Here is a 24,302-nt window from a genome sequence, read left to right on the forward strand (position 1 = left end):
AATTAAGCGGTTGTTATTTGTTGTAAAACACGAATCAATTTTTTATTCTCTTCTTTGGTCCCAACGGTAAACCTCAAGGTATTCTCACAAAGTGGCTCCGAAGTCCTGTTCCTAACTACGATACCGTTTTCCAATAGCTGCTTATACCTATTTGTAGCGTTGTCTACCTTGACCAGAATGAAATTAGCATCCGAGTCATAAACTTTTTCCACAAAATTTAATTCCCCTAATACTTTGGAAAGCCTTTCTCTCTCTAATAAGATATCCGATATTTCTTTATTCACGGCATTTACATCTAAAATACGCTCCAATGCCCTTTTCTGGCTCAATTCATTTACATTATAGGGAGCCTTTATTTTATTCAGGACATTAATAATTTCATTGGAAGCGTAACAAATCCCTAATCTTACTCCTGCCATTCCAAATGCTTTGGACAACGTTTGGGTGACTACCAGATTGGGATATTGGTCCAATTTACTGATCCAGCTTTCTTCCTTAGAAAAATCAATATAAGCCTCATCCACTACCACTAGTCCTTTAAAATTTTCTAAAAGCTCTTTAACGAGATGGTTATTAAAACTATTTGCGGTAGGATTATTGGGCGAACAAAGAAATAGCAGTTTAGTTTTTTCATTAGCTAATTTTAGGATTTCGGGAACATTAGGTTCAAAATCTTGAGTTAATAAAATTTTATTATTCTCCACATTATTTATACCAGCTAAAACATGGTACATCCCATACGTAGGGGGTAATGTAATTATATGATCTTCCTTGGGTTCACAAAAAGCCCTGAACAATAGGTCTAAAACTTCATCACTCCCATTTCCCAATAGGATTTGATGTGCCGATACGCCTTTATTAGTGGCCAATGCCCCTTTTAAGTTTCTTTGCTGAGGATCTGGATATCTATTTACCCCTGTTTCAAATGGATTTTCATTTGCATCCAAAAATACCATCTGGGATCCGTCAGAAACATATTCGTCCCTAGCTGAAGAATAAGGCCTTAATGCCCTTACATTCTTACGGACTAAATTATTTATATCAAAAGTGTTGTGGTTCATTTCTAATTTTTAATACTAATAGGGAAACCATATTTACGAATACCATTTCGCTTATCTTTCCCTTACTAAATTTATAAACTTTTTAATCTTAGGGATACTGCATTCTTGTGGGCAAACAAGCCTTCGGCCTCTGCCATTAACTCTATAGTTTCCCCAATCCCTTGAATACCTTGTTTGGATATCTTTTGAAAAGTAATCGCTTTCATAAAGCTATCTAGGTTTACGCCGCTGTATTGTTTGGCATAACCGTTGGTAGGAAGGGTATGATTGGTTCCGGACGCGTAGTCCCCCGCACTTTCTGGCGTATAGTTGCCTATAAACACGGATCCTGCATTATAGGTCCTATCCAAAAAAAATGACTCATTCTCCACACAAAGAATATAATGCTCCGGCCCATATTCATTAATTAGCTCAACAGCGATATCCTTATCCTCTACATAGATCAACTTACTGTTTGCAATAGATTTTTTAGCGATTTCCTGACGAGGCAACAGTTTTATTTGCTCTTCTACTTCGCGTTCAACCTCACTTATCAGCAATTTGGAAGTAGACACAAGAATTACTTGGCTATCTGCACCGTGTTCGGCCTGACTCAATAAATCGGATGCTACAAAAGCCGCATTAGCAGAGTCGTCTGCCATTACTAGAAGCTCACTTGGCCCGGCTGGCATGTCGATTGCAATACCATATTTAGTGGCAATCTGCTTAGCAACGGTTACATATTGATTCCCTGGACCAAATATTTTGTATACTTGAGGAATAGTTTCTGTTCCAAAGGTCATTCCAGCAATAGCTTGCACTCCACCAACTTTAAAAATTTTAGTTACTCCACAGAGATTCGCCGTATACAGAATAGCAGGATGCAATTTCCCTTCTTTATTTGGGGGGGAGCAAAGTACAATTTCCTTACAACCAGCCAAATTAGCGGGTACGGTCAACATTAGAACTGTAGAGAATAGTGGAGCTGTTCCTCCCGGAATATATAATCCCACTTTTTGGATAGGTCTCTTCTCTTGCCAACAATGAACACCTGTAGAAGTCTCTACGGACACTCTATCTGTTCGCTGGGCATCATGAAACTTTTCAATATTTCTTTTAGCTAGTTGAATAGCTAATTTTAAATTTTCGGGAACTTGTGAAGCTGCTATTTCTATTTCTTCTTTGGTTACCGAGAAGTTTTCAATTGAAACGCGGTCAAATTTTTCAGTATACGTTTTAATCGCCGTATCTCCGCTATTTTTTACCTCCAGGAAAATAGGATCTACCATTTTTTCAATATCGGCCACAGTTTGGGTAGGTCTTTTTAAAAGGGAGGTCCAATCCTTTTTAATGGGGTTATAAATCTTGTTCATCCGTTATATATGCTATTTTCCAATTTGATGACTGGAAAAATTGATAATTAAAATTAGAGTACCATTTTTTCTATAGGACAGACTAAAATACCTTCGGCACCCGCCTCTTTTAGCTCTTGGATAACTTCCCAAAATTTGTCCTTATTAATTACGGTATGTACAGAACTCCAGCCTTCCTTTGCCAATGGGAGTACGGTAGGACTTCTCATTCCTGGCAAAAGATCTATGATCTCCTTTAGCTTATCGTTTGGTGCGTTTAATAATACATATTTACTTTTTCTAGCAAGTAATACAGATTTGATCCTAAAGTGTAATTTATCCAATAACAGAGTGCTCTCAGGAGATATTTTTGGGGAAACGGCCAAGACCGCTTCACTCGTTAGCATTACCTCTACTTCTTTTAAGTTGTTTTTAAATAAGGTACTACCGCTGGATACAATATCACAAATGGCATCTGCCAATCCAATGTTTGGTGCTATCTCTACGGATCCGGTGATTATATGGAGATCTGCTTTTACCCCTTTGCTCGAAAGATAATTATCTACTGTGTTGGGATAGGATGTGGCAATTCTTTTTCCTTGGAAATCCTTTACGGAGTTATAATTTGCAGATTTAGGAATCGCTAGGGAGACCTTACATTTAGAAAACCCCAATTTTTCTACAATGGATATATCATTTCCTTTTTCAATCAGCACATTTTCTCCTATGATGGCGATATCTACAACCCCATCACGTAAATATTGAGGAATATCTCCATTCCGAAGATAAAATACCTCCAAAGGGAAATTTCTGGAACTTGCCTTTAGTTGATCTTTTCCGTTATCAATAGAGATTCCACAATCTTTTAAAATCTGAAGAGAATCTACATTTAAACGACCACTTTTTTGAATTGCAATTTTAATTTTATTCATTCGTATTTTTTTATTTGTCCGAGCAGATCAAATCATAATTTTAAATAGAAAACCCGTTTGATTGCTCAAACGGGTTAGAATATAGTATAGGTACAACAACACATTCCTAGCTCGCCTGAACGAAGGTATAGAAATGATGATGATGTTTCCTGTTGTTTTTCATACTATTACAAAAGTAAAATATATTTTCAACCTTGTGAAATTTATACAACACAATTTGAATCGAAATTGTTATATAAAATCTATATTAAAGTTATGTTTATTGATTCCCAAGAATTATTGGTAATCCAGACTCACCGCTTCCAATAACAATAACCTTGGAATTTGGGGATTCAGATAGCTTTATGGTCGCATCTATACCCTTGTCCTGAAGAATCCTATCATTCAGAGAAGCGCTTAGAATTAAGTTTGCATCGGCTTTACCCTGAGCTTCAATTCTAACTTTTTCAGCTTCCTTTTGTGCAGTTACAAGTCTAAACTCATACTCCAAAGATTCTTGCTCTTGTTTTAGTTTTCGCTCAATCGCCTCCTTAATAGTAGCTGGTAAGGTAACATCCCTCACCAAAATATCGTTCAACTGAACATATTGGTTTTGTACTATTTTCTTTGATTCTTCAAAAATTTCATGCTGAATGGCATCCCTTTTACTAGAATACAGTTGTTCTGGCGTATAACGGCCAACAACAGACCTAGCCGCAGAACGAATAGCAGGCAAAAGAACCCTTTGAACATAATCTTCACCTTTTTCCTGGTGCAATTTCCCTAGTTCCTGACGAACAGGCTCAAACCATATAGATGCATCCAATTTAATATCCAATCCATTGGAAGACAATACGTTCATTTTTTCAAAAACCTCTTGCTGTCTTACCTCGTAGATCGTAACACTGTTCCATGGAGCTACAAGATTAAACCCTTCTCCTAAGGGTGGCTCATCAGTAACTACACCCCCTCCAAACGTTCGGTACAGAACACCTGCCTGTCCAGAATCTATGGTAACAGCAGATTTAGAAATTAATATTACTACTACAATAAAAGCAAATACTACTGGCAACGCAATTTTAGGTAATTTATCCATTCAAGTTATTTATTAAGTTAATCCATTATATTTTCTAATAAACCACTCTAGTGCTAGCACTAGAACGATTATCCCCAAGACAATTTTAAAATCGATCAAAGGTACAACATTTAGTTTGCTTTTTTGGGTAGGCACATATCTTTGGGCACTCCCTAGAGCATTGAGCAAACTATCCATTTCTTGTGGAAAAAATAATTCACCCCCGGTATTATCAGCAAGTCTAGAAAGCTTTTTATAATTACTGGAAGTAAACTGTTTTTCCACATCAAAATCCAAAATAGCAAAACTACCGCTCTTGCTTAAATTCTCTTTTTCCACCGTGGCAGTAAAACTATAGTTGCCTGGATCTAGATTTCTTAAATCGGCTTCAAAGTGGTTGCCTTTTAGCAACATAGGTATCTCCTGTATACTATTTAAGGTAGAATCCTTTAAGTTAAGTCTAATGGATGCATTAGGATCCATTCTAAACGCTTCATCAAAATAGGAAGCCTGTATAATTGCATCGTTACTGTTATTGTAAATTGGATTATACGCTACGCTAAACCTATTCTTCCCAGAATTGGTATTTAAATAAAGCATCAGTTTTCCGAAAAAATCATCAAAATTCTTAAATGACCCCTCTTCTTTAAAGGAATGCATCCGCCACTTCCAAATGTTCTCTCCAAATAAAAAGGCAGATTTTACGACACCTTCTTCTATTACCGCCAATAGTGGGATATGCATAGAAATTCCCTTACTGCTCATATTCAACAGGCTTTCGTGTGGAGAAAAAATCATAACAGGACCTACATCTGTTTCCAGAGGAGGAAATCCATTAAAAGTAAAATCAGATATATCAAATTTGGAGAACGCGGGATTAAGGTCGGCGAAAACCTCCTGAACTGGATACCCACTTTCCAGATGCAAGCCTTTATGTACTTTATTCAGAAATTGCCAATCGGTGTGCGTACCACCAATAATAAGATAGTTGGAATTACGCATTGTCATTTGTTTATATATTCTATCAAACGAAGCATCAGGTTGATACAAAATATACAGGTCCAAAGATTCCAGTTGGGCCAAATCTACGTTTGGCTTGTAGAGATTAGCAGACCGCTGCTCATTACTTTCCACAATTTTTTTGAGGGCTCCTATATCTGGATGAAGAATATTGGATATAATTCCAATATTGGTTTTCTCATCTAATACTTCCAACGCCAAACGACTTTCATTATTACGAATATTCTTTTCGTTTGTAAGGGGAGTCAACTGAACGCGAATATTTTTTACTCCCACACTATTAGCCCATATTTGGGCATTGACGGTCTTAGCAGTATTGGCCATAGAAAGTGACACTTTTTCCTTGTGGACCAATTTATTGTTTACAAGTATCCTCAATTCTGAAGTAGCAGCCTGCTTTCCTTCGTAGGAAACAAAAATTTCTATAGGGAATTTATTATCGAGAAATGCATATCTGTTACTATTTACCCGTACTATTCTTATATCCTCATAGCTAGTAGTATCGCCAAGCACAATTGGGTAAATGGGGAGGTTCTGCCTTTTCCCATAATGCTCATAATCCTCTCCCAAAGTTTGATTTCCATCAGAAAATAACACTACTGCGGTATTCAACTTACCATAAACCCCGTTTACCCCTGCCAAGGCCTTGGAAATATTGGTGTTATTTTCATTAAGGGTAAGACTATCCCCTTCCTGTAATTCATTTCCAAATGTATAGGTGACCAGATTAAACCTTTCTAACAAAGGAGATTCCGAAGCTTTTAATGCAGATATTAGGGCGTCCACCTTTTCGCCATCCTCAACTCGGATAGAAGATGAATTATCAACCAAAAACACCAAATTGGCTTTTTCCGTTGTAAGCGTCCTACGCTCATATTTGGGATTGATAAGAAGTAATAAAAGTCCAAATACAGATATAAACCGAAGAAGGGAAAGTCCCCAAAGTAACTTTCCCTTTCCTTTGGTCCTGTATTTGTATTGAAACAGTACAAGTGCCAACGAAGCTATTGCCGCGAGCAATATAAATAGTACTGTATTTGTTTGCATTAAATTAAAAGTTAGCGCATCACTTTAAACCTTAATCGATTTTTAATGAGATGACATATATTATAAATTGCGATTTTATTTAAAGGTAGCCAATTGAGTAATGGTCCACTAACAAAATCTAGGTAAGCATCCCTCCATCAACGTTCAATACTTGCCCAGTAATATAGGCCGATAGGTCCGAAGCTAGAAACAAGCAGGCATTTGCAACATCTTCTGGGGCACCACCTCGCTTTAAAGGAATTCCATCTCTCCATCCCTGTACTACTTTTTCATCTAATTTATCGGTCATTTCCGTTTCTATAAATCCTGGCGCTATTGCATTGCAACGGATATTCCTAGAACCTAGTTCCAATGCGATGGATTTGGTGAATCCGATCATTCCTGCCTTAGAAGCTGCATAATTTGATTGTCCGGCATTTCCCTTTACTCCTACTACACTACTCATATTAATAATGGAACCTTTCCTTTGTTTTAACATAGTACGCTGAACAGCTTTGGTCATGTTAAAAACCGACTTTAGATTGATTTCTATAACCGAATCAAAATCGTTCTCTCCCATTCTCATAAGTAGGTTATCTTTGGTAATACCGGCATTATTAATTAAAATATCGATTACGCCACCAAAATCTTCCAAGACTTGGGCCACTAATTTCTCAGAATCCTCAAAACTTGCAGCGTTACTCTTATAAGCCTTGGCTTTAACACCTAATGCCGTTAGTTCTTTTTCCAAGGCAAGTGCTGGAGTTTCACTGGAACTATAGGTAAAGGCCACGTTTGCGCCATGCTGTGCAAAAACCTGAGCTATACCCATGCCTATTCCCCTACTGGCACCTGTAATTATCGCATTTTTCCCTTCTAGTAGCTTCATTTGTTTAATTTCTTAGTTGTTGATCAAATATAAGTTTTGTTTTTCCCGAATTGAAATTTTTATCCATAATGGACTCAAGTTTTTACAAACCCAAGCGCTATGGAAAAGAAAATTCCGTTTATCCTGACGTTTCCGAGGAAATCGGAAATATTCAGCACAAACGGAATTTTGTATGATTAATAAATAATTATCCCATTACTTCTTTAACCTTTAATCCTATTTCTGCAGGGGAGTCAACAACATGGATACCACATTCTCTCATGATTGCCTTTTTGGCTTGGGCCGTATCATCGCTACCACCTACAATAGCACCTGCATGTCCCATGGTTCTTCCCGCCGGTGCAGTTTCTCCAGCAATAAAACCTATAATAGGCTTTTTACTGCCACTGGCTTTATACCATTTTGCAGCATCTGCCTCCAACTGTCCACCTATCTCACCGATCATAACCACACATTCAGTTTCAGGATCATTGATTAAAAGCTCAACCGCTTCTTTGGTTGTAGTTCCAATGATAGGATCCCCTCCAATTCCAATGGCTGTAGTGATACCAAGTCCTTGACGTACAACTTGATCAGCAGCCTCATACGTTAAGGTTCCAGATTTGGAAACAATTCCTACACTTCCTTTTTTAAACACAAAACCAGGCATAATTCCCACTTTTGCCTCTCCTGGAGTAATTACTCCTGGACAGTTTGGACCTATTAAACGACAATCCATGTGCTTAATATAGTCATATGCCATTACCATATCGGCAACGGGTATTCCTTCAGTAATAGTAATGATAACCTTTATACCGGCACTTGCAGCTTCCATAATAGCATCAGCAGCAAAAGCTGGTGGCACAAATATAATAGTAGTATCTGCACCTACCTTTTGTACGGCTTCCTCCACAGTGTTGAACACGGGTCTCCCCAAATGCTCTTGTCCTCCCTTGCCTGGAGTAACACCTCCAACAACATTGGTACCATATTCAATCATTTGTTCGGCGTGAAAAGTACCTTCGCTACCTGTAAAACCCTGAACAATAATTTTGGAATCCTTGTTTACTAAAACGCTCATTATATTTTTCGTTTAATTATTAAAGCAAAAATATAGATTTGAAAAGATATTCTAAACTATTCCTTTGCTTATTTATTTATCTAATTTTCTTAAGATGGCGGGAATCTGTTTTATATATGCCAATTGTTTTAATCTCTCCCTTGCCTCCTCTGCCGGGCTCCCAAAATAATTCTTCCCCCCTTCTAGGGATTTTGAAACTCCTGTTTGCGCCAAAACTACTGCTTTCTTTCCAATTGTGGCGGCACTGGTCACCCCAACTTGTCCCCATAAGGTAACTTCATCCTCTATAACAACGCAGCCCGCTATTCCAGTCTGAGATGCAATCAAGCAATTTTCTCCAATTACCGTATCGTGCCCAACATGCACCTGGTTGTCTAATTTGGTTCCTTTTTTAATCAAAGTATCACCAGTAACCCCTCTATCTAAAGTACAAAGTGCACCAATATCTACATTATCTTGGATAACTACCCTACCGCCAGATAACAACTTATCAAAACCTTCCGGTCTTTTTTTGTAATAAAACGCATCGGATCCCAAAACAGTACCAGCATGGATTACTATATTGTTTCCTAGGATACAATTATCATAAATAGAAACATTGGAATGAATAAGGCAATTATCCCCTATTACTACCTTATTTCCAATAAAACAATTGGGCTGAATTACCGTATTTTTTCCGATTACAGCACTACTGGAAATAGCACTTTGCGCTTTTTCAAATGGCTTAAAAAACTGTGTTAAGGCATTAAAATCCTTAAAAGGATCATTAGAGATTAAAAGCGCTTTTCCTGGAGGGCATTCAACTTTTTTATTAATAAGAACCACCGTGGCCTTGCTATTCAAAGCCTTTTCATAATATTTGGGGTGATCTACAAAAACAATTTCTCCTTCTTGTACCACATGGATCTCATTCATTCCCAATACAGGAAAATCATCGTCCCCCAAATATTCAGAATTAATTATGGTAGCAATTTGCTTTAAGGTATATGGGGATGGAAATCTCATGTTTTAGAATATTTTCTCACTGCTAGCTAAAAATAATTACTTAACCCGCTCAATATAAGCACCTTTCTCGGTGTCTATCTTAACTTTATCTCCCTCATTTATAAAAAGAGGCACATTCACGGTAGCCCCAGTTTCTACGGTAGCAGGCTTAGTAGCATTAGTAGCGGTATTTCCCTTTACTCCAGGCTCTGTGTAAGTAACTTCCAAAATAACACTTGCAGGCATATCCACTGACAATGGCATACTGTCTTCCGTATTAAAAAGAATGGTAACAACTTCTCCTTCCTTTAACAGATTGGGCGCATCCAGTGCACTTTCCTGTAAAGAAATCTGATTGTAATCATCCGTATTCATAAAATGATACATTTCCCCTTCTGCATAAAGAAATTGATAAGACCTAGTTTCTACACGAACATCATCCAATTTATGTCCTGCAGAAAACGTATTTTCCAAAACTTTCCCTGTACTAACACTCTTCAATTTTGTTCTCACAAACGCGGGTCCTTTCCCTGGTTTTACATGGAGAAATTCAATAATTTTATAAATGTCACTGTTGTACCTAATGCACAATCCTTTTCTTATATCTGATGTAGAAGCCATATTTTCTAATTGTTACTAAAGTATCCTTTCATTATTCCTCGTTGCGAATCTCTTATAAATTGTAAGATTTCATCCCTTTCTGGAGTAGCCTCCATTTCAGCTTCAATAATTTGAGCCGCTTGAGAATTGTTATAATTTTGTTGATATAATATCCTATAGATGTTCTGTATTTCCCTGATCTTCTCAGAGGTAAATCCGCGTCTTCGTAGCCCCACGGAATTAATGCCAACATAAGAAAGAGGCTCCCTTGCTGCTTTTACAAATGGCGGAACATCTTTTCTCACTAATGATCCTCCGGTAACAAAGGCATGTCTACCTATGGACACAAATTGATGCACTGCAACTAGACCAGCAAGAATTACGTTGTCCCCTATACTTACATGTCCTGCAAGAGTAGAATTATTGGAGAAGATACAATTATCACCTACAAGACAATCATGGGCAACATGGCAGTAGGCCATAATAAGACAGTTATCACCTATAACAGTTTTCATACGGTCTGATGTACCTTTGTGAATAGTGGCGCACTCCCTTATTGTAGTGTTGTTCCCTATAACAACGGTAGTCTCCTCCCCATCATACTTTAAGTCTTGTGGGGGAGCAGAAATTACAGCACCAGGAAAAATATTACAATTTTTCCCAATCCTAGCTCCGTCCATAATGGTAACATTTGATCCTATCCAAGTTCCCTCCCCAATAATTACGTTATTGTGGATTGTGGTAAAAGGATCTACCACCACGTTTTTAGCGATTTTGGCGCCTGGGTGAATATAAGCCAGCGGTTGATTCATCGATTATTTCTTTTTAACTATTTGCGCCATCATTTCTGCTTCGCATACTAATTTATTGTTTGCATACGCATATGCCTGCATGTGGCAAATCCCTCTACGGATAGGAGAAATAAGGCTACAATGGAAAACCAAGGTGTCTCCTGGCAATACTTTTTGTTTGAACTTCACATTATCTATCTTCATAAAGAAGGTGAGGTAATTCTCTGGGTCGGGCACGGTACTCAATACAAGAATACCCCCCGTTTGGGCCATTGCCTCTACTTGAAGTACACCGGGCATAACAGGGGCACCTGGGAAATGCCCAACAAAAAACTGCTCGTTCATAGTTACGTTCTTCATTCCCACTACATGCTGATCGGACAGTTCTAATATCCTATCAATCAATAAGAAAGGAGGCCTATGAGGTAACATATCCATAATTTGATGGATATCCATTAAAGGAGGCTGACTTAAATCGTACTGAGGAACATAATTCCTTTTTTCCAATTTTATGATTTTGGAGAGCTTTTTAGCAAACTGGGTATTAACAAAATGGCCAGGTTTATTGGCAATCACCTTCCCTCTAATCCTTGTCCCAACTAATGCCAAATCTCCTATAACATCAAGAAGCTTATGCCTTGCAGCCTCATTGGGATGATGTAAGGTTAAATTATCCAAGATTCCATTGGGTTTAATGGATAGTTTCTTCTTATTGAACGATTTTTCTAATTTTTTCATCGTAGCCTCAGAAATTTCCTTGTCTACGTAAACAATAGCATTATTTAGGTCACCTCCCTTAATAAGACCATTATCTAATAAAGCTTCCAACTCATGCAAGAAACTAAAGGTCCTTGCATTCGCAATATCGGTTTTAAAATCACTTAAATTTTCCAATGTGGCATTTTGAGTCCCAAGGACTTTTGTGCCAAAATCTACCATGGTCGTTACCTGGTATTTATCTGAAGGAATAATAGTAATCTCACTTCCTGTAGCTTCATCCTTATACGAGATTACATCTTTTACAATGTATTCTTCCCTTTCGGCCTCCTGCTCCAGGATCCCGGCGCTTTCCAAAGCTTCTACAAAATATTTGGAAGACCCGTCCATTATTGGAGGCTCTGGCGAATCTAACTCAATGATCACATTGTCTATTTCCAATCCTACCAAAGCAGCTAGTACATGCTCTGAAGTTTGTATTTTAACACCGCGTTTTTCCAAATTGGTGCCTCTTTGGGTATTTACCACAAAATTGGCATCTGCCTCTATCAGAGGTTCCCCTTCCAAGTCTACACGTTTAAACGCATATCCATAATTTTCTGGGGCAGGTACAAATTTTAATGTAACATTTTCCCCTGTATGCAAACCAACACCCTCGAGCGTTACCTCCTTTGCAATTGTCCGTTGTCTTATTTTTGTTTTGCCCACCGTCAATTCTTTTTTTCGATATCTTCTATTCTATTAATAATTTTCGGTAAATTTTTAAAATGTACGTAAGATTTATTAAAATCCCCATAGCTCAATGCTGGTGACCCCTGCAAGGTCTCGTTGTCTAGAACACTCCTGCCAATGCCAGATTGGGCCTGAATTTTCACATAGTCCCCTATAGTAATATGCCCTACAATACCCACTTGTCCACCTATCTTACAATATTTCCCGATCTTTGTAGATCCTGCTACACCTGTCTGGGCAGCAATTACAGTATGCTCTCCTATTTCTACATTATGGGCTATCTGGATCTGATTGTCCAGCTTAACACCTTTTCTTAAAATAGTGGACCCTAAAGTTGCCCTATCTATGGTTGTACCGGCACCCACCTCTACATCATCCTCTAATATAACATTGCCCGTCTGTGGAATTTTTGAATATTCCATATTCTCATTAGGTGTAAATCCGAAACCATCTGCTCCAACTACTACCCCACTATGTAACACACAATTTTTTCCGATAACGGTCTCTGAATAGATTTTTGCTCCAGCAAATATAACGGCATTGTCACCTATCACCACATTATCCCCAATATAGGCGTTAGGGTAGATTTTAACATTGTTTCCAATTTTCACATTACTCCCCACATAGGCAAAGGCTCCCAAATAGAAATCCGCACCATATTTTGCAGTATCTGATAAGAATACCGGACTTTCAATACCTACTTTATTATTTTTTACCTGATTATAATATTCCAACAATTTGGAAAATGAAGTGTACGCATCGTCTACTTTGATTAAAGTAGTGGTTAATTTGTGTTCGGGTACAAAATCCCGGTTCACTATTGTCACAGATGCTTTTGTAGTATATATATAAGAGGTGTACTTAGGGTTAGCAAGAAACGTCAATGACCCTTCTTCACCCTCCTCGATCTTGGACAATTTATGAACAGCGATTTCTGGATTACCCTCCACATCCCCTTCTAATATACCTGCGATTTGGCTAGCTGTAAATATCATGGGCACAAAAGTAAGAAAAATAGTTAAACTGCCACTTTAGGATAACACATATAATATTTCACCACCATTTTTGAAAGGGCTTTTAAATATTGTTGATCCGAAGCCTTGGCCACATCCATAATTTTTCCATTAGCTCTCAGTATACCTATATGTTGGTACTCTGCATTATAGGCTTGATTATGCGTTTCTCCGGAAAACACAAAATAAGCTGTCTCCTCGTCTGTTAAGTTGTGCTCCTTTTTAAATTTTAAAAAATGTTTTTGCAGTCTCTCTTGGTTAATGGGCTTATTTTTTAGTTTAACATGTAATAAGCGTCGATTAACTATCATTTTACACAGCCTAGAAAGCACAAAATCACTCTGATCCTGCCAAGATTTAATAGCCCACATAATGTCTACATCATCCAGTTTAGCGAATTGATCTAGGATTGCAGGAGTAAATTCTTCTTTGGATATTTTATTTTCCATAAAAAACCGCAAGGCACTACTACAAGGTAATTTCTCCCCGGCCAATAAGAGTTCTTTTGCTCTCTTTAAAATCCTGATCAACAACTGTTCTCCTACTAATCCCGTTTTATGTAAATATACTTGCCAATACATAAAACGCCTGGCCATTAAAAATTTTTCTACCGAGTAAATTCCTTTCTCCTCTACAACCAATTCCCCATTATACACATGTAACATGGTCAGCAGTCTTTCAGAATTAATATTACCTTCAGCCACTCCCGTGTAGAAACTATCTCTTTTTAAATAATCCATACGATCCATATCTAACTGGCTGGATACAAGTTGGTTTAAATATTTTTTAGAATATTGACCCTTAAATATAGAGATCGCAAGTGATAGCTTCCCTTTGTATTTCCTATTAAGTTGCTCCATAAACATTAGGGAAATATATTCGTGGCTTACACCTTCTACTATTGAATGTTCCATAGCATGGGAAAATGGGCCATGTCCTATATCATGCAGCAGGATAGCACATAAAAGTCCTTCTTCCTCTGCTTTAGTAATTTCTACACCCTTAAATTTTAAAACTTGAATGGACTGCTGCATTAAGTGCATACTTCCCAGAGCATGTGGAAACCGGGTGTGGTGAGCCCCTGGATACACCAAATAGGAAAGCCCCATCTGGGAAATTCTTCTAAGTCGCTGAAAACAAGGCTCCTCGATCAGATTAAAAATAAGTGCACTCGGTATTCCAATAAATCCGTAAATTGGATCATTGAAAACTTTAAGTTTTTTTGATTTAATCAATATCACAATATTTTTACGCAGACAAATATAATGAACAAGATAACAATACTTTGGGTAGATGATGAAATAGATTTGTTAAAACCACATATTCTTTTTTTAGAAAACAAAAATTATGAAGTAGTCCCCTGTTTAAGTGGAAGAGAGGCATTGGAAACATTAAAAGAGAAGCGAGTAGACATCGTTTTTCTTGATGAGAATATGCCCGGAATATCTGGATTGGAAACTTTAAACGAAATAAAAGAAACTCATGGCTCCCTCCCCGTAGTTATGATTACAAAAAGCGAGGAAGAACTAATAATGGAAGAGGCTATTGGTTCCAAAATTGCAGATTACTTGATAAAACCAGTGAATCCAAATCAAATTCTATTATCCCTAAAAAAGAATTTAGACCATTCCCGCCTAGTATCTGAAAAGACCACAGCCAACTATCAACAAGAATTTCGTAAAATAGCCATGGATCTCAGCATGGTAGATAGTCACGAAGAATGGGCAGAACTATATAAAAAATTGATCTACTGGGAGCTGCGACTAGAGGAAATAGAGGATTCTGGGATGTTCGAAATATTGGAATCTCAAAAAACAGAGGCCAACAGACAGTTTGGAAAGTTTATAGACAATCATTACCAAGATTGGTTTCAAAATAAGGATGCACCTATTATGTCGCACACCTTGTTCGGCAAATTAATTCAACCGGAAATAACGGATCGTAAAACTCTCTTAATTGTAATAGACAACCTTAGATATGATCAATGGATGGCCTTTGAGACTACTTTAAACACCTATTATAGAAAGCAAAAGGAAACTCCTTATTATAGCATCCTCCCAACAGCAACCCAATATGCAAGAAATTCAATTTTTTCTGGACTCACTCCTTTAGAAATGGAAAAAAATTATCCGCATTGGTGGAAAAATGACACGGATGACGGAGGTAAAAATCTTTACGAAAAGGAGTTTTTTGATGCGCAGTTGAAACGATCAAAGTTAGACCTAAAGTGGGAATACCATAAAATAAGTAGCCTAAAGCAAGGAAAGCAATTGGCACAGAATTTTAGATCTCAAAAAGATAACGACTTAACGGTTATCGTATATAATTTTGTGGATATGCTCTCTCATTCCAAAACCGAAATGGACGTTCTAAAAGAACTGGCTGCAGATGATAAAGCCTATAGATCCCTTACATTGAGTTGGTTTAAAAACTCACCACTACTAGAAATAATCCAACAAGCACAGCTATTGGGATTAAAACTAATTGTAACTACCGATCATGGTACTATTAATGTAAAACAACCTTCTAAAGTAATTGGGGACAGGGAAACCAGCCTGAACCTAAGATATAAGACTGGTAAAAGCCTTACCTATGAAGGAAAAGATGTTTTTGAAGCAAAAGATCCAAAGAAGCTATATTTGCCAACTATTAACGTTAGCAGCTCCTTTATATTCGCTAAAAACGATTTGTTCTTTGCCTATCCAAATAACTACAACCACTACGTTAGCTATTACCGTAATACCTATCAACATGGAGGGGTTTCTTTGGAGGAAATGATTATACCGTTTGTGGTTTTGGAGCCTAAATAACATAGATTATAAAAATGAGCAAAAAATACACCCAAGCACAAATAACAGACGCAGCGCAATATATACTCGATGAATCCCAGTCAAAAACCCTCTGTTTTCATGGAGATATGGGAGCTGGCAAAACTACTTTGATTAAAGAATTGGTAAAAAAGCTGGGAGGAGGAACTACAAGTAGTAGTCCCACTTTTGGGATTGTTAACGAATATCATCATCATCAAAGTGGAGACGTTCTAGGCTATCACTTTGATTTCTATCGTTTGGAGAATGAGATGGAGGCATTAGACCTAGGCTTAGAAGACTATTTGTATTCCAATGCTTGGATATTTATGGAGTGGCCAGAAAAAATACCGTCTTTAATACCAGCCAATACAACACATATTTATATTACTATTTTAGATGAGAAAACAAGAAGTTTGGTTATTGCACAAGATTCTGGACAGTAAAAACCAACAGATACAAATTGCTTTGCCTAGCTAGATAGTAAATGATTATGGTGTAATGATTATAAATTTAATTAGCAGGTAATGGTAATATCTGGATGAGATTGGCATACAAAGGACTGACTAAAATTTTATCATACTAAATTAAAAAACTCGGAAAAAAACAATCTTAAGAAACAAAAGGCCTTTAAAATGGAAGAAAACCAAAAGAAAAAATATTGTAATTTTGGAGCTTTAAGTTTCGAAGTTTTTCGGCGCTTACCAAGACAGCATTACAACCTATGAATCCATACTCCTCACCATTTAGCAAGCAACAACTGCTTCCACAAGAAGAAACCTTGGAGATTCTCAAGCAAAAAGGAGAACTTTTTATTGGAATTCCCAAAGAAAACCAATTCCAGGAAAAACGTGTTTGCCTAACTCCAGATGCCGTAAACGCCATTACGGCCAATGGGCATCGGATTCTTATGGAGTCTGGTGCAGGGATGGGAGCAAATTACTTAGATGTTGAATATACCAATGCAGGAGCAGAAATTACCAGGGACACCAAGAAAGTCTTTGGATGTCCAATTATATTAAAGGTAGAACCCCCTACCCTGCAAGAAATTGAAATAATAAATCCACAAACTACTATTATTTCTGCATTGCAGATTAAAACCCAATGTAAGAAGTATTTTGAGGAACTGGCTAAAAAAAGAATTACTGCCATTGCATTTGAATATATTAGGGACGATGAAGGCAAATACCCAGCTGTAAGATCATTAAGTGAGATTGCAGGAATCTCATCGGTTCTAATCGCTTCCGAAATCATGGCAGCCACCAATAGAGGTAACGGGTTAATGTTTGGAAACATTAGTGGAGTGCCCCCGGTTGAAGTAGTTATAATAGGCGCAGGCACAGTTGGAGAATTCGCAGCGAGATCTGCTTTGGGTTTGGGTGCCAATATAAAGATATTTGACAATTCAATAAGTAAATTAAGGAGCATACAGACCAACTTAAGGCAAACGGTTTACACTTCAACCATACAACCCAAGAACCTTTTAAAAGCCTTAAAACGGTGTGACGTAGCTATTGGAGCAACGCGTGGTAAAGATCGATCTCCAGTAGTAGTGTCGAATACCATGGTAGAACATATGAAAAAGGGTGCAGTAATTATTGATGTTAGTATTGACATGGGCGGCTGTTTTGAATCAAGCGAATTAACCACCCATGACAATCCTATTGTAGTTAAAAATGGAGTGTTACATTACGGTGTTCCCAACATCCCTTCTAGATACCCTAAAACGGCCTCAATTTCTATTAGCAATATTTTTACTCCTTATTTACTTAAAATTGGTGAGGACGGAGGGTTTGAAAATGCACTGCGTTTTGACAAAGGGCTTAGAAGTGGATTATATCTTTACCATGGTATTTTAACCAACAAATCCGTTGGGGAATGGTTTGACCTTTCTTACAGCGATATTAATTTTCTTATATTTTAATTTATGGCATTTTTAAAACGCTTGGGCTTTTATTTAATAGGCCTAGCTATTGGTATTGTATTTTTAACGGTATTCTTAAAGCAGAAAACCGAGGGCACTGGAACGGAATTTTGTTATTTCCCAAACTGCAGAACTTTAAAAGATATACGTAGCAAGGATATAACCTATTCCGATGCTATAAATTCACTACTGAAAGATAAAAAATTGGACAGTACTGATATAACTAATTTTTTACACGATGGAAGTGTAGATTTTAAAAATAGCGACACTAAATCTTCACCGTGTAAGAGCTATTTAATAGAAGCCCCAGTAAACAACAGAAAAGCAATCCTGAGAGTAAGTAATTGCCTTGAGAAAAGCATATTGGAGGAAGTCACCTTTCAATAGGCGCTCATTTCTATTAAAAAAAGGGAAAGCGGCTTTGAATGAATCAAAGCCGCTTTCCCTTTATATACGCTATGTAGCTCTTTTATAAGAACCGATTTAAGACCAACTTATATTCGCCTTCTTTTTCGCTCCTTTTTCAGTAAAGTGAGCTCTCTGGAGGTTTGTCCCGCCACCGAAGTATTCTCTTCAGCTCTTCTAATTAAGTAGGGCATAACATCCTTAACAGGGCCAAACGGAAGATATTTTGCCACATTATACCCTCTATCGGAGAGATTATAGGAAATATGATCACTCATACCATAAAGTTGACCAAACCATACCCTTGGGTCGTTCTTCGCGATACTTTTTGCTTGCATCTGCTCCATAAGCAAATAGGAACTATTCTCATTATGGGTACCTGCAAAAAGAGACATGAGATCAAGATTGTCCAACATATAAGTAACCACTTGGTTAAAATTTTCATCGGTAGCCTTTTTGGACGGGCAAATAGGGCTAGGATAACCATGTTCTTCTGCCCTATCATTTTCTTTTTCCATGTAAGCACCCCTTACCACCTTCATACCAATGTGAAAATGCTCTCTTTTGGCATCTTCATGGAGCTTTTTTAAATAATCCAAACGATCCCACCGATACGTCTGTAAGGTATTAAAAACAATTGCCTTCTTTTTATTGTATTTCCGCATCATCATCTCAACTAATTTATCTGCGGCATCTTGCATATAACTCTCCTCGGCATCAATTAGTAGTGAAACATCAAGATCATGTGCTTTTTTACACACCTTATCAAATCTATTGACCACGCGCTGCCATTCTTCCTCCTCTAAAAAAGTCAGTTGCTCACCTTCGGTAATTTTTTGATATAATTTAAATCGACCAAAACCTGTAGGCTTAAAAACAGCAAAAGGAATCGCATCCTTTTCCTTTACAAAGTCTAGGGTTTTTAGCGTTTTCTCAAATGTATAATCCAACTGATTTTCCACTTGCTGGCCCTCCACAGAGTAGTCCAAAATAGTATACACCCCTTTTTCGAACATTCTATCGGCAACCACAAGACACTCCTCTTCATTGGTTCCACCGCAAAAATGATCAAACACCGTTGCTCTAATTAAACGTTCTACCGGTAGATTAGCCTTGATTGCAAAATTGGTAACTGCAGTACCAATTCTAACTAAAGGTTCATTCCCTATTAATTTAAAAAGGAAATATGCCCTTTCTAATTCTGAGTCGGTCTTTAAAGCAAAAGCCGTTGCAGTATCCTCAAAAAGATCCCTCATTTATGTGTTTTTATTAAGGATCCAAATATAAGTACTGATTTTGTATTCCTATCACAATAAATAGTGTTTATTTTGCTTTAAAATATTGCTATTATGGATTCCATTATCACCGCTTCCTATGCGGTACATTTTAATGAAAAGGGGTATGAAATTTTAAATGACCAACTGGTAAAGAATAACTATTCTAAGCTATTTATTCTAGTTGACCAGAACACTCATAACCATTGTCTTCCAAGATTTATGGGGAATATTGAGGGAGAATATGATTTTGAAATCATAGAGATAGAAGCGGGAGAAGTCAATAAAAATATTGAAACCTGCACCCAGGTTTGGGAGGTGCTATCCGAATTGGACGCCGACCGGAAGAGTGCCATGATTAATTTAGGTGGTGGCGTTGTGACCGATTTAGGAGGATTTGTAGCGTCTTGTTTTAAAAGAGGAATAGATTTCATCAACATCCCCACTACCCTTTTGTCAATGGTAGATGCATCTGTTGGAGGAAAAACTGGAGTAGATTTAGGATCTTTAAAAAATCAGGTGGGAGTTATCAATCAACCACAATTGGTATTGGTAGATCCCGAGTTTTTATACACTCTCAGTGAAAGGCAACTTCAAAGTGGTTTTGCAGAAATGTTGAAGCATGGTTTAATTTCCGATGCCAATTACTGGAATACCTTAAAGAATGTCACTAATTTTAATGCTTTAGATCCCCTTATTCATGCCTCTGTATCTATAAAAAACAACGTAGTAGTGCAAGATCCAACCGAGCAACACCTGAGAAAAATATTAAATTATGGACACACTTTGGGACATGCGGTTGAATCTTATTTCCTAGAAAGTTCAAACCACGAATTGTTGTTACACGGGGAAGCCATTGCAGTAGGTATGATACTCGAGGGCTATCTCTCTTATCAACTTACCGGACTTTCTGAACCTGATTTGGAAGATATTAAAACAACCTTCTTAAAGAGGTATAAGAAAGTTGCTTTTACCAAGAAAGATATTGAAGCCATTCTCACTTTGTTGAAGTTTGACAAGAAAAACTCTCATGGAAATATCAACTTTGTACTATTGGAAAAAATCGGAAAACCGGCCATTGATGTTAAAGTGTCCTCAGAATTAATGCATGAGGCCTTTGAATATTACGCTAAATAGCATATTCACCTACTAGAATCAGCGCTTTTGCAACACATTATTCGTTGTACGGTAAATATATCTTAGTTTGGATTATACTAATAACCACCCTACAATAACTAGGGAAAAACATCCAAATTTGATACGCAAACTAGTGGACTACAAAAAAATTAGACGAACAAGTGATATCGCTATGGCTAGTTGCTTATCCTTATGGATATGGGGACGAGGATATAATTACCTTTAAAAATCTGAAGGGGGAAAGTATAGAAGCGGTAGAAGTTAGGACCGAGAATAGTATTTATCTCGTAAAAATAAGCAACAGCCTTGCTAATTTTATTTTTAATTTTGACGATGATAAAGAGCAACATAACATCCCAGACTTCCCCCTACATCAACATTACCTCCCACTTCCAGAAATGCTGGGATCGGGTGAAGAATAATTAAAAATATTACCTTACTAAAAGTAGCCGTTAACTTTCGTTTACTAGCCGTTTATGGATGGCTTTTACTAAAAGGGGAATGAAAAATTCAGATCTACTTTAAGATAGAAACTATTTTTCGTATTTACACATCTTCTAATAAAAAAAAATCCCATTCAAAATATGAATGGGATGAATAATTAATTTGAATCTTACTATAGTTCATTAAAAATGGTATGCATTAAGCGCTTCTTATCGTTAATGCTTTCCTCTAATGAAATCATGGTCTCCGTTCTACTGATTCCATCTATATCATCTATTTTAAAAATGATATTTTTAGCATGATTAGTATCCTTCGCTCGGATTTTACAGAATATATTAAATTTTCCTGTTGTGATATGAGCTACGGTAACATTGGGAATCTGGTTTAATCTCTCCAGAACAAATTTGGTCTGATGAGTTTTTTCAAGGAATATACCCACATAGGCAATAAAAGAGTACCCCAGCTTTATATAATCCAATGTAAGTGAAGAGCCTCTTATAATTCCAGCCTCTTCCATTTTTTTCACACGTACATGCACCGTTCCCGCAGAGATCAATAATTTTTTCGCTATATCCGTAAATGGCGTCCTAGTGTTATCTATTAACATATCTAGGATTTGGTGGTCTATTTCGTCTAATTTTACTTTACTCATCAGTATTAAATTTAAATGCAAAAATAACAAATAATCGAATTAAATGTAATGAATGTGTCATTTTTATATGAAATGTGTAAGAATTTTGGATATTTAAAAAGCATCCCGATTTATTTGAGCACATTTATAAGGTTTGGAGTTTTTTGGATAACCTCTAAGTCCTTAGAATTTAAGCAATTATATGTTTTGTGACCATAGAACCCACTTAAATCTCCTATTTTCTCCAATTTTGGTACAAATTCAATTTTACTTCCAACTAAGGTTTCAACATATAGAATACCCACACTTTCCCCTGCGCTATATTTAGCATCCAAATGATCCATATTATGAATAATTATATCAAAGAATAATTTGCTATTTTCTGGTATATCAAAATACGGATCCATTGAAAATTTTTCAATTTTATTCCTTGCAATAGTTTCGATTGCCTCCATCAAAGCGATAAAAATATAATATCGAGTTTGCTCGCGTTCATAGTCATCCGGATAGTGACCAGATTCAAAGAGAATGGTAGGAGTACCTAACATTTGAAACGCATCCCCCACACAATTACTGTTAAACGAGTCATCATACCTTCCCACATGTCCTGGAATTAACTTATGCAAGGCAACATTCATAGCTACAATTAACCTCATTGCCACTTCTCTATTTTCAGAGATACTTCTTTCTGGATCACTAGCAGGCGCTAAAAACGAAACCGTTGCCGGCATGGATGTCGCCCCAACATTAAAAATAGTTCGCTGATCGTGTAAATTAAAACAATAGTCAGGTTTAAAATCATCATACACCTCCCTTAACACTACACTCTCTGGCTGCGTTCTCTCTTGAGCATCTCTGTTTAAATCTACCCAATTTGCATTGACCCGAGTATAAGCCAATGCGCCATCTGGATTTAATATAAGAATTATTTTTAGGGTACAATTTTCTAAAATAACAGAAGCAAGATCCGAGCCTTCTTTTAATAGATTAATTAAATCCAGAACAGCTTTTGTGGTGGTAGATTCATTTCCATGCATTTGTGACCACATAAGAATACGGGTTTTTCCCGTCCCTATGGTAATTGTTTTTATAGGTAGGCCTTGAACGGATTTACCAACAATGGAAACTAGAAAGACAGATGGAAGAGATTCCAAAAATGGCTCAACATCATTATTGGTAACAACCCTTCCTTCTACCTGGTTTACTTTAACAGCACTGTAATTATATTTAAACATCTGACTATTTAATATGGAATTGACGACAAATATACTTTCATTTTAAATTACAAATGTAAATCGTAAATTTACTTTTGTAAACAAATAACGCCTAGGTACGCTTAAGTATTGTTACATCTGTAACGACTCATAACGCAAGTATACACAAAATCTATAATTAATGTTTAAATTCTTTATATTCACCATTTTACATTACTTTATTTAAATCTTTAATTTATTGAAAAATAGTAATTTACATACTATTTACTTATCTACTAATTTTTAATTTATTACTTTTGAATCAATTAATTTACAATGATAAACAACCTGGACTTTATTAAAAGAATAGAAAGGATACTTAAGTTCTACGACCTTTCCGCCTCAATTTTTGCGGATAAAATTGGCGTACAACGCTCTAGCATCTCTCACCTTTTATCGGGCAGAAATAAACCAAGTTTGGATTTTGTAATGAGAACGGCAGAAGCTTTCCCTGAAGTAGATCTTTACTGGCTGCTCTACGGAAAAGGCTCTTTTCCACACAAACCAAAGTCTCCTTCACCTACAGTTACTCCAACCTCAGGATCGATTACGACGGAGGCAAAAAAAACCGCTCCTTCAGGTGCGGGGACAGTAGAGAAAATAATTATTTTTTATAGAGACGGTAGCTTTAAAGCGTATACCGAAAAGTAAAATTCATTAACACATATTAGAATATACTTATCCAAAAACCCTTATCGGATTGCGGTTAATTTGTGGTATTTTTGAGGATTTATAATCCCTAAAACCATTATTTTTGCGCTATGAATAAAAGAATATCACTTGGATTGGCAATCCTCTTAACAACAACTATAAGCTCATGTTATGAGCCAGAACGTAATTGCGCCAGTTTTAAAGATGGAAAATTCTCCTTTACTGCATCAATAGATGGAGAGGAGCACACTACTATCTTTGAGAGGAAAGGAAATATTGAAATCGATCACTTTGAAGGGAAAACAGATACCTCCTCAGTAAGATGGATAAATCCCTGTGAGTATGTCGTTAAAAAACTACATCCAAAGAATATGGCCGAGGAAAAGTCCATTCACATGAAAATACTATCTACCACGAAAGATTCCTACACCTTTGAGTATAGACTAGTTGGAAGCGCTAACAGGTCCGTAGGAACCGCAATAAGGGTAGAATAACACCAATATATACAAAACTCAACGCTCAACGCTAGAGCACAAAAAAACCGCCCATAAGGCGGTTTTTTATTT

24 protein-coding genes are annotated in these 24,302 nt (G+C 36.9%); 8 read left to right on the forward strand and 16 right to left on the reverse strand.

Features of this window, described 5'->3' with window-relative positions; genetic code table 11:
• Positions 1–2: 2 nt before the first annotated feature.
• The 13 genes from hisC to G466_RS0112750 all read right to left on the reverse strand — a co-directional run bounded on the left by hisC (position 3) and on the right by G466_RS0112750 (position 14,445).
• On the reverse strand, positions 3–1,061 hold the full coding sequence (gene hisC, locus G466_RS0112685) for a histidinol-phosphate transaminase (protein WP_026814006.1): 1,059 nt from the start codon (positions 1,059–1,061) through the stop codon (positions 3–5).
• 71 nt (positions 1,062–1,132) lie between these two features.
• Entirely contained in the window at positions 1,133–2,413 is a 1,281-nt protein-coding gene (gene hisD / locus G466_RS0112690; RefSeq protein ID WP_026814007.1) for a histidinol dehydrogenase, read from the reverse strand.
• A 53-nt stretch (positions 2,414–2,466) separates the two neighbouring features.
• The gene (gene hisG, locus G466_RS0112695; protein WP_026814008.1) at positions 2,467–3,324 is read right to left on the reverse strand and encodes an ATP phosphoribosyltransferase; all 858 of its coding nucleotides are present in this window, start codon (positions 3,322–3,324) and stop codon (positions 2,467–2,469) included.
• Positions 3,325–3,583: 259 nt separating this feature from the next.
• The gene (locus tag G466_RS0112700) at positions 3,584–4,399 is read right to left on the reverse strand and encodes a prohibitin family protein (RefSeq protein WP_026814009.1); all 816 of its coding nucleotides are present in this window, start codon (positions 4,397–4,399) and stop codon (positions 3,584–3,586) included.
• Between the two features lie 12 nt (positions 4,400–4,411).
• A complete protein-coding gene (locus tag G466_RS0112705; RefSeq protein WP_026814010.1) occupies positions 4,412–6,445 on the reverse strand; it encodes a vWA domain-containing protein in 2,034 nt (677 codons plus the stop codon).
• A 118-nt stretch (positions 6,446–6,563) separates the two neighbouring features.
• A complete protein-coding gene (fabG, locus tag G466_RS0112710) occupies positions 6,564–7,313 on the reverse strand; it encodes a 3-oxoacyl-[acyl-carrier-protein] reductase (protein WP_026814011.1) in 750 nt (249 codons plus the stop codon).
• Between the two features lie 187 nt (positions 7,314–7,500).
• On the reverse strand, positions 7,501–8,373 hold the full coding sequence (sucD, locus tag G466_RS0112720; protein WP_026814012.1) for a succinate--CoA ligase subunit alpha: 873 nt from the start codon (positions 8,371–8,373) through the stop codon (positions 7,501–7,503).
• A gap of 72 nt (positions 8,374–8,445) precedes the next feature.
• Entirely contained in the window at positions 8,446–9,378 is a 933-nt protein-coding gene (locus G466_RS0112725) for a UDP-3-O-(3-hydroxymyristoyl)glucosamine N-acyltransferase (protein WP_026814013.1), read from the reverse strand.
• 36 nt (positions 9,379–9,414) lie between these two features.
• Entirely contained in the window at positions 9,415–9,978 is a 564-nt protein-coding gene (efp, locus tag G466_RS0112730; RefSeq protein WP_026814014.1) for an elongation factor P, read from the reverse strand.
• Between the two features lie 5 nt (positions 9,979–9,983).
• Complete coding sequence (gene lpxA, locus G466_RS0112735; protein WP_026814015.1) at positions 9,984–10,769, reverse strand: acyl-ACP--UDP-N-acetylglucosamine O-acyltransferase; 786 nt, start codon at positions 10,767–10,769, stop codon at positions 9,984–9,986.
• Between the two features lie 3 nt (positions 10,770–10,772).
• Positions 10,773–12,173, reverse strand: coding sequence for a bifunctional UDP-3-O-[3-hydroxymyristoyl] N-acetylglucosamine deacetylase/3-hydroxyacyl-ACP dehydratase (locus G466_RS0112740; RefSeq protein ID WP_034235579.1), 1,401 nt, complete (start codon positions 12,171–12,173; stop codon positions 10,773–10,775).
• Positions 12,174–12,175: 2 nt separating this feature from the next.
• Positions 12,176–13,192 (reverse strand): UDP-3-O-(3-hydroxymyristoyl)glucosamine N-acyltransferase, encoded by a 1,017-nt coding sequence (lpxD, locus tag G466_RS0112745; protein ID WP_026814017.1) that lies wholly within the window; start codon positions 13,190–13,192, stop codon positions 12,176–12,178.
• Positions 13,193–13,215: 23 nt separating this feature from the next.
• Positions 13,216–14,445: an HD domain-containing protein gene (locus tag G466_RS0112750; RefSeq protein ID WP_026814018.1), complete on the reverse strand. Its 1,230-nt coding sequence runs from the start codon at positions 14,443–14,445 to the stop codon at positions 13,216–13,218.
• A 30-nt stretch (positions 14,446–14,475) separates the two neighbouring features.
• Between G466_RS0112750 and porX the strand changes: the two genes are divergently transcribed.
• The 4 genes from porX (at position 14,476) to G466_RS0112770 (ending at position 18,328) form a co-directional block, all read left to right on the forward strand.
• Positions 14,476–16,020, forward strand: coding sequence for a T9SS response regulator signal transducer PorX (gene porX / locus G466_RS0112755; protein ID WP_026814019.1), 1,545 nt, complete (start codon positions 14,476–14,478; stop codon positions 16,018–16,020).
• 14 nt (positions 16,021–16,034) lie between these two features.
• On the forward strand, positions 16,035–16,463 hold the full coding sequence (gene tsaE, locus G466_RS0112760) for a tRNA (adenosine(37)-N6)-threonylcarbamoyltransferase complex ATPase subunit type 1 TsaE (RefSeq protein ID WP_026814020.1): 429 nt from the start codon (positions 16,035–16,037) through the stop codon (positions 16,461–16,463).
• A 278-nt stretch (positions 16,464–16,741) separates the two neighbouring features.
• Positions 16,742–17,941 (forward strand): alanine dehydrogenase, encoded by a 1,200-nt coding sequence (locus tag G466_RS0112765; RefSeq protein ID WP_026814021.1) that lies wholly within the window; start codon positions 16,742–16,744, stop codon positions 17,939–17,941.
• Between the two features lie 3 nt (positions 17,942–17,944).
• A complete protein-coding gene (locus G466_RS0112770) occupies positions 17,945–18,328 on the forward strand; it encodes a hypothetical protein (protein ID WP_026814022.1) in 384 nt (127 codons plus the stop codon).
• Positions 18,329–18,435: 107 nt separating this feature from the next.
• On the opposite strand, the gene G466_RS0112775 is transcribed toward G466_RS0112770, so the two are convergent.
• On the reverse strand, positions 18,436–19,602 hold the full coding sequence (locus G466_RS0112775; protein WP_026814023.1) for a proline dehydrogenase family protein: 1,167 nt from the start codon (positions 19,600–19,602) through the stop codon (positions 18,436–18,438).
• 93 nt (positions 19,603–19,695) lie between these two features.
• Between G466_RS0112775 and aroB the strand changes: the two genes are divergently transcribed.
• On the forward strand, positions 19,696–20,757 hold the full coding sequence (gene aroB / locus G466_RS0112780) for a 3-dehydroquinate synthase (protein ID WP_026814024.1): 1,062 nt from the start codon (positions 19,696–19,698) through the stop codon (positions 20,755–20,757).
• Positions 20,758–20,918: 161 nt separating this feature from the next.
• Positions 20,919–21,179, forward strand: a complete 261-nt coding sequence (locus G466_RS21985) for a hypothetical protein (RefSeq protein WP_051315650.1) — start codon at positions 20,919–20,921, stop codon at positions 21,177–21,179.
• Positions 21,180–21,373: 194 nt separating this feature from the next.
• On the opposite strand, the gene G466_RS0112790 is transcribed toward G466_RS21985, so the two are convergent.
• A complete protein-coding gene (locus G466_RS0112790) occupies positions 21,374–21,853 on the reverse strand; it encodes an Lrp/AsnC family transcriptional regulator (protein ID WP_026814025.1) in 480 nt (159 codons plus the stop codon).
• A gap of 110 nt (positions 21,854–21,963) precedes the next feature.
• Positions 21,964–23,067, reverse strand: coding sequence for a M14 family metallopeptidase (locus tag G466_RS0112795; RefSeq protein WP_026814026.1), 1,104 nt, complete (start codon positions 23,065–23,067; stop codon positions 21,964–21,966).
• Between the two features lie 294 nt (positions 23,068–23,361).
• Between G466_RS0112795 and G466_RS0112800 the strand changes: the two genes are divergently transcribed.
• Both G466_RS0112800 and G466_RS0112805 read left to right on the forward strand, forming a co-directional pair.
• Positions 23,362–23,736: a helix-turn-helix domain-containing protein gene (locus G466_RS0112800; protein ID WP_026814027.1), complete on the forward strand. Its 375-nt coding sequence runs from the start codon at positions 23,362–23,364 to the stop codon at positions 23,734–23,736.
• A gap of 110 nt (positions 23,737–23,846) precedes the next feature.
• A complete protein-coding gene (locus tag G466_RS0112805) occupies positions 23,847–24,230 on the forward strand; it encodes a hypothetical protein (RefSeq protein WP_026814028.1) in 384 nt (127 codons plus the stop codon).
• Positions 24,231–24,302 lie beyond the last annotated feature (72 nt).

Origin of the sequence: Arenibacter certesii DSM 19833 (genome assembly GCF_000429545.1) — a bacterium.
Taxonomy (GTDB): Bacteria; Bacteroidota; Bacteroidia; order Flavobacteriales; family Flavobacteriaceae; genus Arenibacter; species Arenibacter certesii.

Coding starts and splice junctions, on each gene's coding strand:
- porX (WP_026814019.1), top strand. CDS start 14,476: ATGAACAAGATAACAATACTTTGGGTAGATGATGAAATAGATTTGTTA.
- G466_RS0112770 (WP_026814022.1), top strand. CDS start 17,945: ATGGCATTTTTAAAACGCTTGGGCTTTTATTTAATAGGCCTAGCTATT.
- G466_RS0112800 (WP_026814027.1), top strand. CDS start 23,362: ATGATAAACAACCTGGACTTTATTAAAAGAATAGAAAGGATACTTAAG.
- G466_RS0112775 (WP_026814023.1), bottom strand. CDS start 19,602: ATGAGGGATCTTTTTGAGGATACTGCAACGGCTTTTGCTTTAAAGACC.
- G466_RS0112805 (WP_026814028.1), top strand. CDS start 23,847: ATGAATAAAAGAATATCACTTGGATTGGCAATCCTCTTAACAACAACT.
- hisG (WP_026814008.1), bottom strand. CDS start 3,324: ATGAATAAAATTAAAATTGCAATTCAAAAAAGTGGTCGTTTAAATGTA.
- hisC (WP_026814006.1), bottom strand. CDS start 1,061: ATGAACCACAACACTTTTGATATAAATAATTTAGTCCGTAAGAATGTA.
- lpxA (WP_026814015.1), bottom strand. CDS start 10,769: ATGAATCAACCGCTGGCTTATATTCACCCAGGCGCCAAAATCGCTAAA.
- sucD (WP_026814012.1), bottom strand. CDS start 8,373: ATGAGCGTTTTAGTAAACAAGGATTCCAAAATTATTGTTCAGGGTTTT.
- G466_RS0112790 (WP_026814025.1), bottom strand. CDS start 21,853: ATGAGTAAAGTAAAATTAGACGAAATAGACCACCAAATCCTAGATATG.
- G466_RS0112795 (WP_026814026.1), bottom strand. CDS start 23,067: ATGTTTAAATATAATTACAGTGCTGTTAAAGTAAACCAGGTAGAAGGA.
- G466_RS0112700 (WP_026814009.1), bottom strand. CDS start 4,399: ATGGATAAATTACCTAAAATTGCGTTGCCAGTAGTATTTGCTTTTATT.
- hisD (WP_026814007.1), bottom strand. CDS start 2,413: ATGAACAAGATTTATAACCCCATTAAAAAGGATTGGACCTCCCTTTTA.
- efp (WP_026814014.1), bottom strand. CDS start 9,978: ATGGCTTCTACATCAGATATAAGAAAAGGATTGTGCATTAGGTACAAC.
- G466_RS0112725 (WP_026814013.1), bottom strand. CDS start 9,378: ATGAGATTTCCATCCCCATATACCTTAAAGCAAATTGCTACCATAATT.
- G466_RS0112765 (WP_026814021.1), top strand. CDS start 16,742: ATGAATCCATACTCCTCACCATTTAGCAAGCAACAACTGCTTCCACAA.
- lpxD (WP_026814017.1), bottom strand. CDS start 13,192: ATGATATTTACAGCTAGCCAAATCGCAGGTATATTAGAAGGGGATGTG.
- tsaE (WP_026814020.1), top strand. CDS start 16,035: ATGAGCAAAAAATACACCCAAGCACAAATAACAGACGCAGCGCAATAT.
- fabG (WP_026814011.1), bottom strand. CDS start 7,313: ATGAAGCTACTAGAAGGGAAAAATGCGATAATTACAGGTGCCAGTAGG.
- G466_RS0112705 (WP_026814010.1), bottom strand. CDS start 6,445: ATGCAAACAAATACAGTACTATTTATATTGCTCGCGGCAATAGCTTCG.
- aroB (WP_026814024.1), top strand. CDS start 19,696: ATGGATTCCATTATCACCGCTTCCTATGCGGTACATTTTAATGAAAAG.